A 16,116-nucleotide genomic window follows, 5' to 3' on the forward strand; every position below is an offset into this window, starting at 1 on the left:
AATTATTTCAAAAAAATATTCGAATTCATACCAAAAGCAAAATTGCAGAGGATATGATAACATACTTTCCAGAACAAAAAAAGTTTGCAGCAAGCAGATGTTCATAAACCGTTTTTACGGGAGAGGAAAGGATGAGTTCGGTATGAAAAAATTGTTTGGGACAGTTGTTCCGATTGTCACACCTTTGACGGAGGATGACGAAATTGATGTTCAGAGCTTAAAAAATTTGACGGATCACTGCATTGACAATGGGCTGCAGTGTCTGTATCCCTGTGGAACCACAGGAGAGATGATGTATTTGACGGTTTCGGAACGGAAGCTGGCAGCAGAGACAGTTGTCAGACATGCGGATAAGCGGGTGCCTGTTTTTGTTCAGGCAGGCGCCTGGAATCTGTCAGATACCATAGAACTGGCCCGGCATGCCGTGGAGATTGGCGCTGACGGAATCGGCGTGGTGACGCCTGTATTTTATAAGCTGAGCAGCCAGGGACTGGTGGATTTTTATGAATCAGTTGCCGCAGCCGTTCCCGCTGATTTCCCGGTGTATCTCTACAGTATTCCGCAGAATGCGGTCAATGATATTGACGCTGCTACCGCAGAGGCGGTTGCAAAGAGATGTCCCAATGTAGTGGGAATCAAATACAGCCGGCCGGATTTTACGAAGCTGCAGCAATTTATGATGATTCGGGAAGAGACCTTCAGCGTTCTGGTGGGGCCGGATCATTTGTTTGAGGCCTTGTGCGCTGTGGGCGGAGACGGAGTTGTTTCCGGCAACGCCATGTGCATTCCGGAGCATTATGCCAAAATCTGGGAGGCTCTGCAGGCAAAGGATTTTGACTTGGCGACGAAATATCAGAGAAGAACGAATATTTTGAACGAAGTGATGTGCGCCGTAAATAACATAGCGGCTTATAAGGTGATTCTGAAAAAAGAGGGCGTGATCGCTACAGCGAAAATGCGCCGTCCTATGGAGAACCTGACCTTGGAGCAGGAAAAGGAGCTGCTGGATACATTGGAAGGATTGAACTATCGCAAGGTATTGATTTGACGGGAGGGAGGTGTCTGGGACTTGAAAAAAGCAATCAAATTTTTAGACATGCATTTTGAACGCGTCTGCATGGGGATTCTGCTTGTAATTATGTTTGTAGTCGTTCTTCTCGGGATTATTACCAGACTTGTGGGAAGCCCCATTTCATGGACGGAAGAGGCATCGCGGCTTTGCTTTGTGTGGATGGTGTTTTTTGGACTGTCCTTCGGGACAAAATATGACAAGCATATCAGAGTTACCATTCTGCCGGACCGGTTCGGACCCAAATTTGCTTCGGCTGTAACAATTTTCTGGGATGTGATTACGATCGCCGTGTTTATCTGGATTGGGTTTTACGGCTTTCGGTATGTGGCCTACAGCAGCGCCTCCACAACCTTTGCGCTGCAGATAAATAAGGGAATTGTAGCTTTTGTGATTCCTCTCAGCGCATGTCTGAACGTGGTTCGCTGCCTGCAGAAAATGCTGACAGAGCATATCCCTGAGTTTAAAGTCGGGGGAAAAAGAGCAGAGGAGGGATAAGAGAGAATGAGTGTTGCATTTTGGGTGTATTTAATTATATTTATCGCTTTTTTGGCCTGTGGGGCGCCTATTTACATGGCGCTGCTCAGCAGCGGGCTTAGCTACTGCTTTCTGCATGGCGGCATTGACAATATGGCTGTTATGGCAAAAATGTATGGCAGTCTGGACAGCTTCGTCCTGCTGGCAATCCCTATGTTTATGGCGGCTGGAATTGTTATGAATAACGGCGGCATTACAGACAGAATCTTCAATGTCTGCAGAGCGCTCCTTGGGCATCTGCCCGGCGGTCTGGCCTATGTGAATGTTCTGGCTTCCTTCTTATTTTCCGGTATGTCCGGATCTGCGCTGGCAGACGTGGGAGGTCTGGGAAATGTGGAAATTAAGGCTATGCGTGACGAAGGGTACGACGATGACACGATTTTCGGGATAACGGCGGCCTCCGCAACGATGGGGCCGATTGTTCCTCCCAGTATTCCTATGGTTGTGTACGGGTCGGCGGCCTCCGTCTCGGTAGGCACGCTCTTTGTAGCCGGTCTCGGGCCTGGCATTGCCATTGGGATCATTTTGTGCATCGCCGTGTTTCTGGTGTCCAAGCGCCGCAAATATCAGGTACATAAGCGGGCCACGCTTCGGGAGCTGCTTGGCTGCATTAAGCGCAGTTTCTTTGCCCTTTTGCTCCCCATAATTATCATGGGCGGGATTATGTGCGGCTATTTTACGCCTACCGAGGCGTCCTGTATAGCCATTACCTACTGTATTTTCGTGGTCTGCCTGGTGTACCGCGATATGCCGTTTCGGCATTTGCTAGGTGTTGTTGACGGCACGGTTTCCGGAATTGTTCCCGCTTTGGCTATTGTATCCTCTGCCTCACTCTTTGGCTGGGTGCTTCAGTTTGAACATCTTGGGCAGAAAATGTATACAGGAATTATGGCAGTGACAGATAACAAATGGCTGATATTGCTGATTATTGACCTGATTTTGCTGTTTTTCGGCATGATACTGGACTCCACGCCTACGATTATGCTGCTGGTTCCTATTTTCCAGCCGCTGACCCAGGCAGTTGGAATCAGTTCCATTCATCTGGGAATTATTGTGGTACTGAACCTTATGATTGGTTTAATGACCCCGCCCTACGGCCAGTCGCTGTTTATGCTGTCGGGAACCACGGGGGTGTCGTTTAATAAAATAGTGAAATATGTAATGCCCTGGCTGCTTCCCATGTTTATCGCCCTGCTGGCGGTTACCTTTATTGAGCCTATCACATTGGCGATTCCGGTTATGCTGGGTTTTGAAGTATTTTAATTGAAAATGAAGAGAATAATGGAAGGAGTAAATGAAATGAAAAGATTGCTTGCAGTTATGTTGATGTTCGCTCTTATGATGAATTTGTCCGCATGTGCCATGAATAATCCCAAGGCAGAGGGAGATGGACAGACCAAGGAAACGGGAACAGCCGCAAATGAGAAGGCGGCAGACAGTGCAGAAGAAGCAGGCGATGAGACAGATTCTTCTCAAGCTGCTTCCGAGGATGGATTCGTCTATGATCCAAATGACCAGTATCCCGGCATGGTAGTGTACCGGGCTCAGGATCCGGAAGCGGATTTGGATGTGGAAATCACTTCTACCGATCAGATTACATGGACGGTAGCCGTATGCCTTCAGGAATCCAATCCTCAAAGCATGGCGGTCAAGCTTATGGCAGAGGAGCTGGCGGAAAAGACAAACGGGAATTTTGTGTGGGATGTTTTTTATAATTCCACATTGGGCAGTGAATCCGAGGCGGTTGAGCTTGTACGCAACAATACGGTTCAGTTTGTAACGTCAAATGTTACGGTTATGTCCCCTTATGTAGATGCTTTCGGAGTATTTGCCATGCCTTATTTGTTTCATACAGAAGAGGATGAGCTGACTTATCTCTCTACAAGTGAAAAAGCAGCAGAGCTTTACAAGGAGCTGGAAGAGACTGCCAATCTGGTTACCCTCGGCTTCAACTGCACGGGCTCTCGTTGTCTGTCTACCACAGGCGTGTCCAGGATTTCTTCGCCGGAGGATTTGAAGGCAGTGAAGGTTCGTTCTATGGAAGCTCAGGTATGGCAGGATGTTATTTCATGCATGGGAGCGACGCCTGTTCCCGTTGCCTATACGGAGCTGTACACTGCCTTGCAGACAGGCGTGGTTCAGGGGCAGGACAATCCGGTGGCAAATACGGTGGACGGAAAGTTTTATGAAGTTTTAGATACCTATTATGAGACGGATCACAGCTATCTGGTGTCCGGATATTATACAAATCCCACAGCTTGGGATGCTCTGCCGGATGATTACAAGGCGCTGGTGGCCGGCCTGATGGAAAAATACCAGGGCAACTATTACCATCAGGAGGTTTTGAAATTCCGCGAGGACTGTACACAGGTAATGGTTGACGCCGGCGTGGAGATTGTAGGCCAGGATGAGCTGGATATGGATGCTTTCTATGCAGGCGCCGATGCAATGATTGAAAAAACGTATATGACAGATCCCAAATATGTGGAGATCATTAACGATGTAAAGGCTGTATTTCAGTATTAATCCGTGAGAGGCTCCGGCAAAACGGAAGGATTGTGAAATGTGAAAATGAGAGCAAAAAAGGAGACGAAGTAAAATGGGAAAAGTACTGGTTTCAGCGTCGCATTTTGATACCTTATGCAAGGAAGCATGGAAATTATTGGAAGAGAACGGCCACGAGGTGGTGTTTGACGCCTCCCGCTCTTTTCCGGCATATACATATGAGGAGTTAAAGGAGATTCTTCCCGACATAGACGCGGCGATTATCGGCATGGACGTTTACGATGAAAAGGTCTTCCAGGCTGCCCCCAGACTGAAATGCGTGTGCAAGTTCGGGGTGGGAGTAGATAATATCCACCTGGAGGCTGCGTCAAGATATGGAGTAAAGGCATGCAACTGTCCCGGACAGAACTCCAATGCCGTGGCTGAGCTGACGGTGGGATTCATACTCTGTGTTTTAAGAGGAATTCTTCCTTTGCACAAGGCAATGGAGCAGAGCGCCTGGCCCAGGTTTCTGGGAGAGGAAATGGAGGGAAAGACAGTCGGCCTTCTGGGATTCGGCGCAATTGCCCGTGAGGTGGCAAGAAAGCTGTCGGTCTTTGATGTAAAGCTTAAGGCATACGATCTTTATCCCAATGAAGCTGCTGCAAAAGAACTGGGAGTGGAGATGGTCAGCCAGGAGGAAGTGATTGAGACCTGCGATATTGTCAGCCTTCATGCGCCGGCCACAAAAGAGAACTACCATTTGTTCGGCGCAGACACCTTTTCCCGTATGAAGGAAGGCAGCTATCTGATCAATGCGGCCCGGGGAGCGCTGGTGGATTTGGAGGAGCTGGCGGCGGCTTTGAATTCCGGAAAGCTCTCCGGGGCGGCGCTGGATGCCTTTGAGACAGAGCCTCTGCCTTCGGACGCGGCGATTTTAACCTGCAAAAATGTGGTGCTCACGCCTCATACCGGGGCAGAAACGCGCCAGGCGTATCACAAGGTCAGCATGGCTGCCGCTCAAAATGTCATAGATGCATTGGACGGGCGGGAACCACAGTTCTGGGTGAACCGTGAGAGAAAAGAGTAAAAAGGGGACTGTGAAATGGATAGGCTGTTAGAAGGAAAAAGAGCGCTTATCACCGGAGCGGCACAGGGAATCGGAAAAGGGATTGCAGAGACATTCGCAAAGCAGGGAGCTGTCGTTTTGCTGGCAGGACGCAGGCTTTCGGCCCTGGAAGAGGCGGCCTGTGAGATTCGAAAAAGCGGAGGAAGGGCAGAATGCTTTGCGGCGGATGTTTCCAAGGAAGAAGACGTATGCCGTCTGGTGAATGACGTGACAGCTAGGCACGGCGGTGTTGATATTTTGGTCAATAATGCGGGAATCAGCAAGGAAATGCCGCTGCTGGAAATGCCGGTTCAGGTGTTTGACGAGATTATGAATACGAATATGCGCAGTGTGATGCTGATGACAAAGGCCGTGCTTCCTTACATGGTAGAACAGAAGGAAGGAAATATTATCAACATCGGAAGCGGAGCCGCTTTGCGCGGTCTGCCCGGAAGCGTGGCTTATTCAGCCAGCAAGGCCGCTGTGGTCTGCTTTACACAGGCCCTGGGAGATGAGATCCGAAGGCTTGAGAGCGGAATCCGTGTGAACGCCATCTGTCCGGGACCCGTAGATACGGAAATGTTCAAAAAATCGGAGCGGAGGGAGTTTATCCTTCAGTCCGGAGGGGACGTATTCAGTACAGAGACCGTAGCAAACGGCGCGCTGTTTCTGGCCAGCAGCATGAGCGGCGGAATGAACAGCCAGATTCTGGTCCTGCGTGGAATCAATCGCTGGTAGAGAGAGAAGGACTGTGATTTTTGCGGTAAATTTGAGGCGTGCAGATAGCCAGCTTCTTGAAAGATGAGCTAAAGTAGCTGGAGGAAGAAAAACCAAGCGCATATGCAATATCGGTAATACTTTGGTTTGTCTCTGTAAGCAGCTTTTTTGCAGCCTCAAATTTCTGCAGATTAAAATAATCCGCCGGTGTAATCCCAACCTCTTTTTTGAATTTGGTCTTGAAGAAAGACAGGGAATAGCCGGAAATATCAGCCAGTTCAGAAAGCTGCAGTTTATCTGTCACATGAGCAAGCATGTAGTCAATGGCATCTTTGATATGGGGATCGTTTGCCGTAGTCTTGCCTTGCTGCACGGGGGGGGGTAAAAATTGCAGACTAAACAGAAAGCAGCACAAAAACTGCACGCCAACCTTGATTGCGTCCGAAGAGAGATCGCTGAAAAAATTGAACGCGCTGCGCAGGGTGTCAATATGAGTAGCGCCTAAAATCAGCTGCCGGTGGGGCAAATGCATCAGCTGCTGGTAAAGGGCATAAGAAAAATCTCTGTTCAGTCCCAGCAAATGATAGGGATCGGACAGATCAATCTGAAGTGAATAAAATTCGCCTGGGTATCTGGGATTCTCACCGGTGCCGTGAATCTCAAAGGGAAAGGTGATAAACGCTTCGTTGCTTAAAGTAATATATTCGGTACAGGAACCGTCTTTCGAGAGCTGACTTAAGCGCTTGCCCTTGATCAGACAGTGAATCTCCAGCATGTTGGAATGGTAGTGGAGACTAACCGGCTCCAGAGAAGAAGTGAATGTCCAATGTGCAAAATTTCCGAGCCCTTCTATGTTATGCCTGTCATGGGTAATAGTCTTTTGTTCTTTTGTCCAGCAAAATGTATCAATGATTTCCTGCATGAATACTCCTGAAGTTTTTTCCTATTTTACCATACAATCTTTATTTAGAAAAGCATTTTATACTGCCTTGTGAAAAAATGTTGATAAATGTCAAAAAGAACGGTAGAATAAACACAGGTGTTTTTTGAAAGAAACGGTACAGAAGGAGAACCATACCGTTTCCGTGGATCAAAGCCGGCCTATGCCGATGGATGGATCCGGCGTGCAGAACGGCTTTCTTCAGAATGCTTTTAGTTAAGAAATGGGTTAGTCGACGATGTAAGGCTGCAGTGTGGTGAGGATAGTGTCCATTTCTTCCTGGGCGTGGATATTCAAATCGATGGGTTTGGACAGGTCGAGACTGAAGATTCCCATGATGGATTTGGCGTCGATGACATAGCGTCCGGAGACCAGATCGAAGTCGGCATCGAATCTTGTAATATCGTTTACAAAGGATTTTACTTTTTCGATGGAGTTTAAGCATATTTTTATGGTTTTCATTGTAAATACCTCCTAATTATCAGCTTATCTTAATCTTAATACGGGGGGTGGTAAAAGTCAATACAAAGTCGAAAGGATTGTTGGATATGAAGAGGGTTGCGCTGCATAATCTTGGGTGTAAGGTGAATGCTTATGAGACGGAGGCTATGGGACAGCTTCTGAAGGATGCGGGCTATGAGATTGTGCCTTTTGATGAGGGGGCGGATTTTTATATTATCAATACTTGTACGGTGACGAATATTGCGGACAGGAAGTCGCGGCAGATGCTTCACCGGGCCAGAAAGCTGAATCCGGACGCGGTTGTGGCGGCGGTGGGATGCTATGTCCAGACGGCCGGTGAAAATATCTGGGAGGACGGTTCGGTTGACCTGGTAATTGGCAATAATAAAAAGAAGGATCTGGTTTCCATTCTGGAGGCTTATGAGAGAGGAAGCAAGGCGGAAGCGCTGATTGATATAAACCATACGAAGGAGTACGAGGGGCTTTTTGTGACGGAGCAGGCGGATCATACCAGAGCTTATGTGAAGGTGCAGGACGGGTGCAATCAGTTCTGCAGCTATTGTATCATTCCCTTTGCCCGGGGACGGGTGCGCAGCAGGGCGCCGGAGGAGATCCGAAAGGAGATAGAACGGCTTTCGGAGGGAGGCTGCCGGGAGGTGGTTCTTACGGGGATTCATTTGAGCTCTTACGGCGTGGATCTGGAGGGGGTAAAGCTTCTGTCTCTGATAGAGATGGTGCAGGAGATCCCGGGAATCCGGCGGATCCGGCTGGGGTCTTTGGAGCCGCGGATTATTACAGAAGAGTTTGCGGGGGCTTTGCGGAAAATGGATAAGCTCTGCCCTCATTTTCACTTGTCTCTTCAGAGCGGCTGCGACGCTGTCCTGATGCGGATGAACCGCCGGTATACGACGGCGGAGTATGAAAAGGCCTGTGGGATCCTTAGGGGTATTTTTGAGGATCCGGCTTTGACGACGGATGTAATCGCAGGCTTTCCGGGGGAGACGGAAGAAGAGTTTTCTGAGACGGAGGACTTTTTGAAGAGGATTGCTTTTTTTCAGACCCATATTTTTAAGTATTCCAAAAGAAAGGGGACGAAGGCCGCTTCTATGGCCGGGCAGATTACAGAGGCTGTGAAGGGGGAGCGGAGCAGACGCCTCCTTGCGCTGAATGAGATACATGAGAGGCAGTATCTTGAGAGGCGGATCGGGCGGCAGTCGGAGATCCTGGTGGAGGAAGCTATGGAGATTTCGGGCGTTTCTTATCAGACGGGGCATACCAGAGAGTACTGCCGGGCAGTTTTTGTCTCGGATAAGGAGTTGTCCGGGCAGATTGTCCGGGCTTTTGGCGAAAAAGTTTTAGAAAATGGGCTTCTGTTATGTAAACTTCTCTGAAAAGGTATTGTATTTTTTGAAATTATAGAGTAGAATAAGAGGGAGTGGTTTTAGGAGCGTGAAAAATTAAGGTTCAGATGAACAGAGCAGTAAAGAGCTTCATCTGTTCTGTGGAGGCAGAAATGGGTAGATTGGATAGCACACAAAATTTTAAGGTAATGCCGGAGACAGAAACCAAGGTAGGTGATATTCTGCATCAAGTATACCAGGCTATGACGGAGAAAGGTTATAACCCGGTAAATCAGATTGTAGGATATATTATGTCCGGAGATCCCACATACATCACAAGCCACAATAATGCCCGCAGTCTGATTATGAAGGTGGAACGTGACGAGCTTGTTGAGGAGCTTCTGAAAGTTTATATTAAGACAACTGTGAATGAATAAACTTTTTTCAGAGAAAGAGACGGGAGCAGCTTATGCGGATTATGGGACTGGACTTTGGTTCCAAAACTCTGGGGGTGGCGGTGAGCGATCCTTTGGGCATCACGGCCCAGCCTGTGGAGATTATCAGAAGAAAATCGGAGAATAAGCTGCGGCAGACCCTTGCACGGCTGGAGGAGCTGGTAAAGGAATACCAGGTTACGAAGCTTGTGCTGGGACTGCCTAAAAATATGAATAACACTCTGGGAGAACGGGCGGAAAAATCTTTGGAATTTAAGGAGATGCTGGTAAAACGGACAGGTCTGCCTGTTGTGATGTGGGACGAGCGGCTGACTACGGTGGAGGCCAATCGGGCATTGATGGAAGGAAATGTACGAAGAGAGAACAGAGGCAGGTATGTGGATGCTATTGCCGCTGTTTTGATTCTGCAGGGCTATCTGGATTCTATTTGCGCACCGGGAACTGCGAAACCGGGAGACGAGGAGTAAGGAATGGAAAAGATTACGTTTGTCCAGAATGACACAGGAGAGGGGACGGATTTTTTTGTTCTGGAGGAGACGAGACTGAATGGAATAGATTATATTCTGGTGGCGGATTCGGAAGAAGAGGACGCAGAGGCTATGATTTTGAAGGATCTATCTGCGGACGGCAGCCAGGAGGCGGTCTATGAGGTTGTAGAGGATGACCGGGAGCTGGAGGCTGTGATGAGTGTTTTTGAGCAGCTTCTGGAGGACGTGGACATCACCTTTTAAAAGACAGGAAAAGGCGGGCGGCGTCTGTGGCGATTGACAGAGAAGAATTTAAAAAATTACTGAAGGAAAAAGGACTGAAGGTAACCAGGCAGCGCCTGGTGGTTCTTGAGGTATTGGCAGAGAACCCGGAGGAACATCTGACTGCGGAGGAGATATACGAGAGAGTAAAAGCGGACAACCCGGATATCGGGCTGGCCACGGTATATAGAACGGTTCAGCTTCTGCTGGAACTGGAACTGATTGACCGGATCAATCTGGATGACGGCTTTGCCCGTTATGAGATTGGAGACACACAGGAACGCGCGCGGCACAGACATCATCATCTGATCTGTTTAAGGTGCGGCAGTGTGTCTGCATTTCAGAAGGACATGCTGGAGGCGCTGGAGACGGGGGTACAGGCAGCGCTTGGATTCCGGGTGACGGATCATGAGGTGAAGCTTTACGGCATCTGCAAGGACTGTTCGGAGAAAGAAATATAACAAAAAACAGAAAATAATTTCTGTCGAAGCGGTTTTACCCTTTAGTGCTGTCGCGCAGCGACTAAAAAAAGTAATATCCTTCAAAGTGCACGCTGGAAGGTAAAGTCGCAAAGGCGCACGAGAGAAACTTTTATGAGTGCTTTTTCGAATAAAAGTTTCTCTCATCACCGGTGTGTCGAAGCGACTTTACCCTTTAGTGCCGTCGCGCAGCGACTTAGAATAGGAGGTTTAAGATTGAGAAATATTAACAATTCAAAATTGCGTATCATTCCTCTGGGCGGACTGGAGCAGATCGGAATGAATATTACTGCCTTTGAATTTGAAGACAGTATTATTGTTGTGGACTGCGGCCTGTCCTTCCCGGAGGATGATATGCTGGGGATCGATCTGGTGATTCCCGATATCACATATTTAAAGGACAACATTCAGAAGGTAAAGGGCTTTGTGATCACCCACGGACATGAGGATCACATCGGCGCCCTGCCCTATGTATTAAAAGAGCTTAATATTCCGGTGTACGCCACAAAGCTGACCATCGGACTGATTGAAAATAAATTGAGAGAGCATAATCTCATCAACCACACCAAGCGGAAGGTAGTGCAGCACGGGCAGTCCATCAATCTGGGGGCTTTCCGGATTGAGTTCATCAAGACCAATCACAGTATTGTGGACGCTTCTGCCCTGGCTATTTACTCCCCGGCGGGAATTGTAGTGCATACGGGAGACTTTAAGGTGGATTACACCCCGGTATTCGGGGACGCTATCGATCTGCAGCGTTTCGGGGAGATCGGCAAGAAGGGCGTGCTGGCTCTTATGTGCGACAGCACCAATGCGGAGCGGCCGGGCTTCACCATGTCGGAGCGCACCGTGGGAAGGGTGTTTGACAATATTATGTCGGATCACCGGAATTCCCGGATTATCATTGCAACCTTTGCGTCCAATGTAGACCGGGTGCAGCAGATCATCAACTCTGCTTACAAGTACGGCCGGAAGGTAGTTGTGGAAGGACGCAGCATGGTCAATGTGATTAAGACGGCTGCGGAGCTCGGATATCTGACCGTGCCGGACAAGACCCTGATTGATATTGAGATGATGAAGAATTATCCCGACGATCAGGTGGTACTGATCACCACGGGAAGCCAGGGAGAATCCATGGCGGCCTTGTCCCGGATTGCGGCCAACCTTCACAAAAAGGTGCAGATTAAGCCGGGAGATACGGTGATTTTCAGCTCCAAGGCCATTCCCGGCAACGAGAAAGCCGTGTCCAAGGTAATCAACGAGCTCTCCATGAAGGGGGCGGATGTGATTTTCCAGGACGCCCATGTGTCCGGCCATGCCTGCCAGGAGGAGATTAAGCTGATTTATTCCCTGGTGCGTCCGAAATATTCCATTCCCATCCATGGCGAATACCGCCACCTGAAGGCACAGGCGGATCTGGCAAAGAACCTGGGAATCGCCAAGGAAAATATTTTCATCCTCTCTTCCGGCGACGTGCTGGAGCTTGGTGAGAACAGCGCCAAGGTCGTGGATCATGTGCACACAGGTTCCATTCTGGTGGACGGCCTTGGAGTGGGAGATGTAGGAAATATTGTATTGAGGGATAGACAGCATCTGGCGGAAGATGGTATTATGATTGTGGTAATGACGCTGGAAAAGTACAGCAATCAGCTTCTGGCAGGGCCGGACATTGTGTCCCGGGGCTTTGTCTATGTGCGCGAATCCGAGGATTTGATGGAGGAAGCAAGAGCCGTGGTGAACGATGCGGTGAACGACTGTCTGGACCGGGGTGTTTCCGACTGGGGAAAGTTAAAGAATGTAATCAAGGATTCCCTCAGTGATTTTATCTGGAAAAGAACGAAGCGTAATCCTATGATTCTTCCTATTATTATGGAGGTTTAGGGGGATCATAGGCAGCTCCTGCTTATTGCTGGCGGGTGATATCAGACGCGTGTAGGAGACGGAAGATGAATACAAAACGAGCAGCTTTAACAGTTCTGTCAATTGCATTAAAGATTGTAGTGACCGCAGTAGTTATCTTAGGGATTATCCGGCTGGGAGGCATGGCCTTTGATTACGGCCATTCCGTGTTCCAGGAGGAAGCGGTGGACGAGGAGCCGGGGAGAAGCATTACCGTGTCCATTGAGGACGGGACAGATGTCCAGGCGGTTGCGAAGCTTCTGGAGGATAAGGGTCTGGTCAATGACTGGAAGCTGTTCTATATCCAGGTTAAGGTATCCAAATACGCAAAAAAGCTGGAGGCCGGAACGTATACCCTTACTACGGCCATGAAGCCCAGAGAGATGATGGCAGTCATGTCCGGCGTAGATCCGGCTGAGGAAGAGTAAGTGATTGTTGACGAGAGAATAAGGGCCTATATCAATTCCCTTGATATGGGCCATACAGAGCTTTTGGAAGAGATAGAGAGAGAAGCGAAGAGGGACTTTGTGCCGGTGATCCGCCGGGAGATGCAGAGCTTTTTAAAGACGCTTCTGGCAGTCAGACAGCCCAGGGCCATTCTGGAAGTAGGAACGGCCGTAGGCTTTTCTGCTCTTTTGATGTGTGAGCATGCTCACCCGGAGGCGCATATTACGACGATAGAGAAGTATGAAAAGCGGATACCCGTTGCCAGGGAGAATTTCCGAAGAGCGGGCGCGGAGGAGCGGATCACACTCCTTGAAGGGGATGCGGCAGAATACCTGGGGCAGCTTTGCGGGCCCTTTGATTTTATTTTTATGGATGCGGCTAAGGGACAGTATATTCATTTCCTGCCGGATGTGCTGCGGCTTCTGGAGCCGGGCGGGATTCTGGTGTCGGACAATGTCCTTCAGGACGGGGAGCTGATTGAGTCCCGGTTTGCGGTGGAGCGCAGGAACCGGACGATTCACAGCAGGATGAGAGAATATCTGTATGAGCTAAAGCATCATCCGCAGCTGGTTACTTCGATTCTCCCCCTGGGGGACGGGGTGACCTTGAGTGTGAAACAATAAGACTGGAATAGGGAATGACAGATGAAAAAACCGGAATTGTTGATACCGGCCAGCAGCTTAGAGGTGCTGAAGGCAGCGGTAATATTTGGAGCAGATGCCGTTTATATCGGAGGAGAGGCCTTCGGGCTTCGGGCAAAGGCGAAGAACTTTTCCCTGGAGGATATGAAGGCAGGCATTGCATTTGCACATGAATACGGAGTGAAGGTCTATGTGACGGCGAACATTCTGGCGCATAACCAGGATCTGGAAGGGATACGGACGTATTTTGAGGAGCTTCGAAAGCTGCGTCCGGACGCCCTGATCATTGCGGATCCCGGGGTGTTTCTCCTGGCCAAGGAGATCTGCCCGGAGATTGAGCGCCATATCAGCACCCAGGCCAACAATACGAATTATCTCACCTACCGGTTCTGGAAGGAGCAGGGGGCGAAGCGTGTGGTGTCGGCAAGGGAGCTGACGCTGTCGGAGCTTCGGGAGCTGCGGGCCAATATTCCGGCGGATCTGGAGATCGAGACCTTTATTCACGGGGCCATGTGTATCTCCTATTCCGGGCGGTGCCTGCTGAGCAATTATTTTACAGGGAGAGACGCCAACCAGGGAGCCTGCACCCACCCCTGCCGCTGGAAGTATGCGGTGGTGGAGGAGACGAGGCCGGGGGAATATTTTCCGGTTTATGAAAATGAGAGAGGCTCTTATATCTTCAATTCCAAGGATCTCTGCATGATTGAGCATATTCCGGATCTTCTGGAGGCTGGAATTGACAGCTTTAAGATTGAGGGACGGATGAAGACGGCTCTCTATGTGGCGACAGCAGCCAGAACCTACCGGAAGGCCATTGATGACTGTCTTAAGTCGGAGGAGCTTTACCGGGAGCATATGGACTGGTATAGGGAGCAGATCAGCGGCTGCACTTACCGGGAGTTTACCACAGGATTTTTCTATGGAAAGCCGGACGAGAACAGCCAGATTTATGGAAATAATACGTATATTAAGGGATATACGTATCTGGGGATTGTGAATGGCCTTGATGAGAGGGGATACTGCAGGATTGAGCAGCGCAATAAGTTCTCTGTGGGGGACGAGATTGAGATTATGAAGCCGGACGGGAGCAATGTGCCTGTGAGGGTGGAGGAGCTTCTGGATGAGGAAGGAAACCGGATGGAGAGCGCGCCCCATCCGAAGCAGAAATTGTTTGTAAGGCTAAGCGGGGAAGCTGCGGCTTTTGATCTTTTGCGGAGGCAGGAGCAGGGGCCTGCATGGCCTATTATCTGAGATATTAGGTGGAAAGGCACTTCTTTGGGGGAGTTATCATAAGATAATATAAATCCGCCAAAGAGGTGCCTTTTTGAAAACTTTTCCCCAACCACTACCGGCCAAAGAGGAGCAATTTTATCTGCAGAAGCTGAAGGAGGGAGACCTTGAGGCACGTAATATCCTGGTGGAGCACAATCTGCGCCTTGTGGCCCATATTGTGAAGAAGTACCAGGGGACCGAGGAGGATGTGGAGGATTTGATTTCCATCGGTACGATTGGCCTGATTAAGGCGGTTACGACCTTTGACAGCGGAAAGGGGCCCAGGCTGGCCACTTATGCGGCGCGCTGTGTGGAGAATGAGCTTTTGATGTTTTTCAGGGCCAGGAAGAAGACGGCCCGGGAGACTTCTTATTATGAACCGATAGGTACGGATAAGGAAGGAAATGAGATTCATCTGCTGGATATTATAGAGAGTAATGAGCGGGATGCTTTTGCACAGATTAGTCTGAAGGCGGACAGCAAGAAGCTGTATGAGCTTCTTGATCAGGTGCTGACGCCGAGAGAGCAGAAGGTTCTGATTATGAGGTACGGGCTTTATAATGGGAAGGAGTATACCCAGAGGGAGATTGCGGGGCAGCTTGGGATTTCGCGGTCTTATATTAGCAGGATTGAGAAGAATGCTTTGGGGAAGTTGAAGGAGTATTTTTAGGGTGGGACGGAACCGAGCCGAAACCAGGGCCGGACATTTCCAATATCTAGTGTTCGGACGGTTCACGTACACGCTGTCTGCTCTTGTCGGACTTGCGGATTTTTGGGGTGACCAGGCGGTGCCTGGTTGGCCTTTTTTGACGCAGGTCCGCCAATATCAGACAGCGTGTGCGTGAACAGCCGGACACTGGGATATTGGAAATGTCCGGCCCTGGTTTCGGATCGGTTCCTGATTTTGCGAGGCGGTAGGGTGGAAGGGCGAGGGTTTTTTGGGGTGATTGGAAATTGGGTAGGGGGTGGGTGAAGGGGGGATGGGGGTTAGGTGAGGTCTTTTAGGGTGAAGGGTAGGACTTTTTTGAGGTCGGTTAGGGTGAGTTCTACCTGGAAGCCTATTTTGCCGGCGCTGAAGAGGATGGTTGGGAAGGTGAGGGCGGTGGTGTCGATGGTGGTTTGGAAGGGCTTTTTCATGCCGATGGGGGAGCAGCCGCCGTGGATGTAGCCGGTTAGGGGGAGGAGGTCTTTGGATTTGTGCATGGTGATGCTTTTTTCGTTGACGGAGAGGGCGGCTTTTTTGAGGTTTAGTTCTTTTTCTACGGGGATTAGGAAGACGTAGTTGGTTTTTGTGGCTCCGTATGTTACCAGGGTTTTGAATACCTGGCTGGGGTTCTGGTTGAGGATGGCGGCGGCTTCCCGGCCGCTGATGGCGCCGGTTCCGGCGTAGGTGTGGCTTTGGTAGGGGATTTTCTTTTGGTCTAGGATTCGCATAACGTTTGTTTTTTCTGTGCTCTTTTTCATGGTTTTTTCCTTTTTATAATTGATTATTTTGTTTTTATTATAGTGTTTTTTGG

At 49.4% G+C, this 16,116-nt stretch carries 19 protein-coding genes; 16 read left to right on the forward strand and 3 right to left on the reverse strand.

Annotated features, from left to right (window positions below; genetic code table 11):
• Positions 1 to 142: 142 nt before the first annotated feature.
• The 6 genes from VV089_RS03800 (at position 143) to VV089_RS03825 (ending at position 5,936) form a co-directional block, all read left to right on the forward strand.
• Entirely contained in the window at positions 143 to 1,048 is a 906-nt protein-coding gene (locus tag VV089_RS03800) for a dihydrodipicolinate synthase family protein (protein WP_334335018.1), read from the forward strand.
• Between the two features lie 21 nt (positions 1,049 to 1,069).
• Positions 1,070 to 1,567, forward strand: coding sequence for a TRAP transporter small permease (locus tag VV089_RS03805; protein ID WP_334335019.1), 498 nt, complete (start codon positions 1,070 to 1,072; stop codon positions 1,565 to 1,567).
• A gap of 6 nt (positions 1,568 to 1,573) precedes the next feature.
• Positions 1,574 to 2,869, forward strand: a complete 1,296-nt coding sequence (locus VV089_RS03810) for a TRAP transporter large permease (protein ID WP_334335020.1) — start codon at positions 1,574 to 1,576, stop codon at positions 2,867 to 2,869.
• 36 nt (positions 2,870 to 2,905) lie between these two features.
• On the forward strand, positions 2,906 to 4,132 hold the full coding sequence (locus tag VV089_RS03815) for a TRAP transporter substrate-binding protein (RefSeq protein WP_334335021.1): 1,227 nt from the start codon (positions 2,906 to 2,908) through the stop codon (positions 4,130 to 4,132).
• A 73-nt stretch (positions 4,133 to 4,205) separates the two neighbouring features.
• Entirely contained in the window at positions 4,206 to 5,180 is a 975-nt protein-coding gene (locus VV089_RS03820) for a phosphoglycerate dehydrogenase (RefSeq protein WP_334335022.1), read from the forward strand.
• Between the two features lie 15 nt (positions 5,181 to 5,195).
• Positions 5,196 to 5,936: an SDR family NAD(P)-dependent oxidoreductase gene (locus tag VV089_RS03825; RefSeq protein ID WP_172543815.1), complete on the forward strand. Its 741-nt coding sequence runs from the start codon at positions 5,196 to 5,198 to the stop codon at positions 5,934 to 5,936.
• Here the strand turns inward: VV089_RS03825 and VV089_RS03830 are convergent.
• Complete coding sequence (locus tag VV089_RS03830; protein ID WP_334335023.1) at positions 5,923 to 6,837, reverse strand: AraC family transcriptional regulator; 915 nt, start codon at positions 6,835 to 6,837, stop codon at positions 5,923 to 5,925. The two genes, VV089_RS03825 and VV089_RS03830, sit on opposite strands and share 14 nt — an antisense overlap.
• A 246-nt stretch (positions 6,838 to 7,083) precedes the next feature.
• Positions 7,084 to 7,317, reverse strand: a complete 234-nt coding sequence (locus tag VV089_RS03835) for an HPr family phosphocarrier protein (RefSeq protein WP_334335024.1) — start codon at positions 7,315 to 7,317, stop codon at positions 7,084 to 7,086.
• 86 nt (positions 7,318 to 7,403) lie between these two features.
• On the opposite strand from VV089_RS03835, the gene mtaB reads away from it, so the two are divergent.
• The 10 genes from mtaB to sigK all read left to right on the forward strand — a co-directional run bounded on the left by mtaB (position 7,404) and on the right by sigK (position 15,269).
• Positions 7,404 to 8,708, forward strand: coding sequence for a tRNA (N(6)-L-threonylcarbamoyladenosine(37)-C(2))-methylthiotransferase MtaB (gene mtaB / locus VV089_RS03840; protein ID WP_334335025.1), 1,305 nt, complete (start codon positions 7,404 to 7,406; stop codon positions 8,706 to 8,708).
• Between the two features lie 122 nt (positions 8,709 to 8,830).
• Positions 8,831 to 9,094 carry an IreB family regulatory phosphoprotein gene (locus VV089_RS03845; protein WP_172543810.1) on the forward strand — a complete coding sequence of 88 codons (264 nt, stop codon included), beginning with the start codon at positions 8,831 to 8,833 and terminating at the stop codon, positions 9,092 to 9,094.
• 32 nt (positions 9,095 to 9,126) lie between these two features.
• The gene (gene ruvX, locus VV089_RS03850) at positions 9,127 to 9,579 is read left to right on the forward strand and encodes a Holliday junction resolvase RuvX (RefSeq protein ID WP_172543809.1); all 453 of its coding nucleotides are present in this window, start codon (positions 9,127 to 9,129) and stop codon (positions 9,577 to 9,579) included.
• Positions 9,580 to 9,582: 3 nt separating this feature from the next.
• Complete coding sequence (locus VV089_RS03855) at positions 9,583 to 9,843, forward strand: DUF1292 domain-containing protein (protein ID WP_172543808.1); 261 nt, start codon at positions 9,583 to 9,585, stop codon at positions 9,841 to 9,843.
• A gap of 26 nt (positions 9,844 to 9,869) precedes the next feature.
• Positions 9,870 to 10,322, forward strand: a complete 453-nt coding sequence (locus VV089_RS03860) for a Fur family transcriptional regulator (RefSeq protein WP_172543807.1) — start codon at positions 9,870 to 9,872, stop codon at positions 10,320 to 10,322.
• Between the two features lie 234 nt (positions 10,323 to 10,556).
• Complete coding sequence (locus VV089_RS03865; RefSeq protein ID WP_172543806.1) at positions 10,557 to 12,221, forward strand: ribonuclease J; 1,665 nt, start codon at positions 10,557 to 10,559, stop codon at positions 12,219 to 12,221.
• 65 nt (positions 12,222 to 12,286) lie between these two features.
• The gene (locus VV089_RS03870) at positions 12,287 to 12,667 is read left to right on the forward strand and encodes an endolytic transglycosylase MltG (RefSeq protein WP_172543805.1); all 381 of its coding nucleotides are present in this window, start codon (positions 12,287 to 12,289) and stop codon (positions 12,665 to 12,667) included.
• Entirely contained in the window at positions 12,668 to 13,309 is a 642-nt protein-coding gene (locus VV089_RS03875) for an O-methyltransferase (protein ID WP_172543804.1), read from the forward strand.
• Between the two features lie 21 nt (positions 13,310 to 13,330).
• Entirely contained in the window at positions 13,331 to 14,578 is a 1,248-nt protein-coding gene (locus VV089_RS03880; protein ID WP_334335027.1) for a peptidase U32 family protein, read from the forward strand.
• 73 nt (positions 14,579 to 14,651) lie between these two features.
• Positions 14,652 to 15,269 (forward strand): RNA polymerase sporulation sigma factor SigK, encoded by a 618-nt coding sequence (gene sigK / locus VV089_RS03885; RefSeq protein ID WP_172543802.1) that lies wholly within the window; start codon positions 14,652 to 14,654, stop codon positions 15,267 to 15,269.
• Between the two features lie 317 nt (positions 15,270 to 15,586).
• On the opposite strand, the gene ybaK is transcribed toward sigK, so the two are convergent.
• Positions 15,587 to 16,063 carry a Cys-tRNA(Pro) deacylase gene (ybaK, locus tag VV089_RS03890; RefSeq protein WP_172541135.1) on the reverse strand — a complete coding sequence of 159 codons (477 nt, stop codon included), beginning with the start codon at positions 16,061 to 16,063 and terminating at the stop codon, positions 15,587 to 15,589.
• Positions 16,064 to 16,116: the final 53 nt, after the last annotated feature.

The organism is Candidatus Merdisoma sp. JLR.KK011 (assembly GCF_036941125.1).
Taxonomy (GTDB): domain Bacteria; phylum Bacillota; class Clostridia; order Lachnospirales; family Lachnospiraceae; genus Laedolimicola.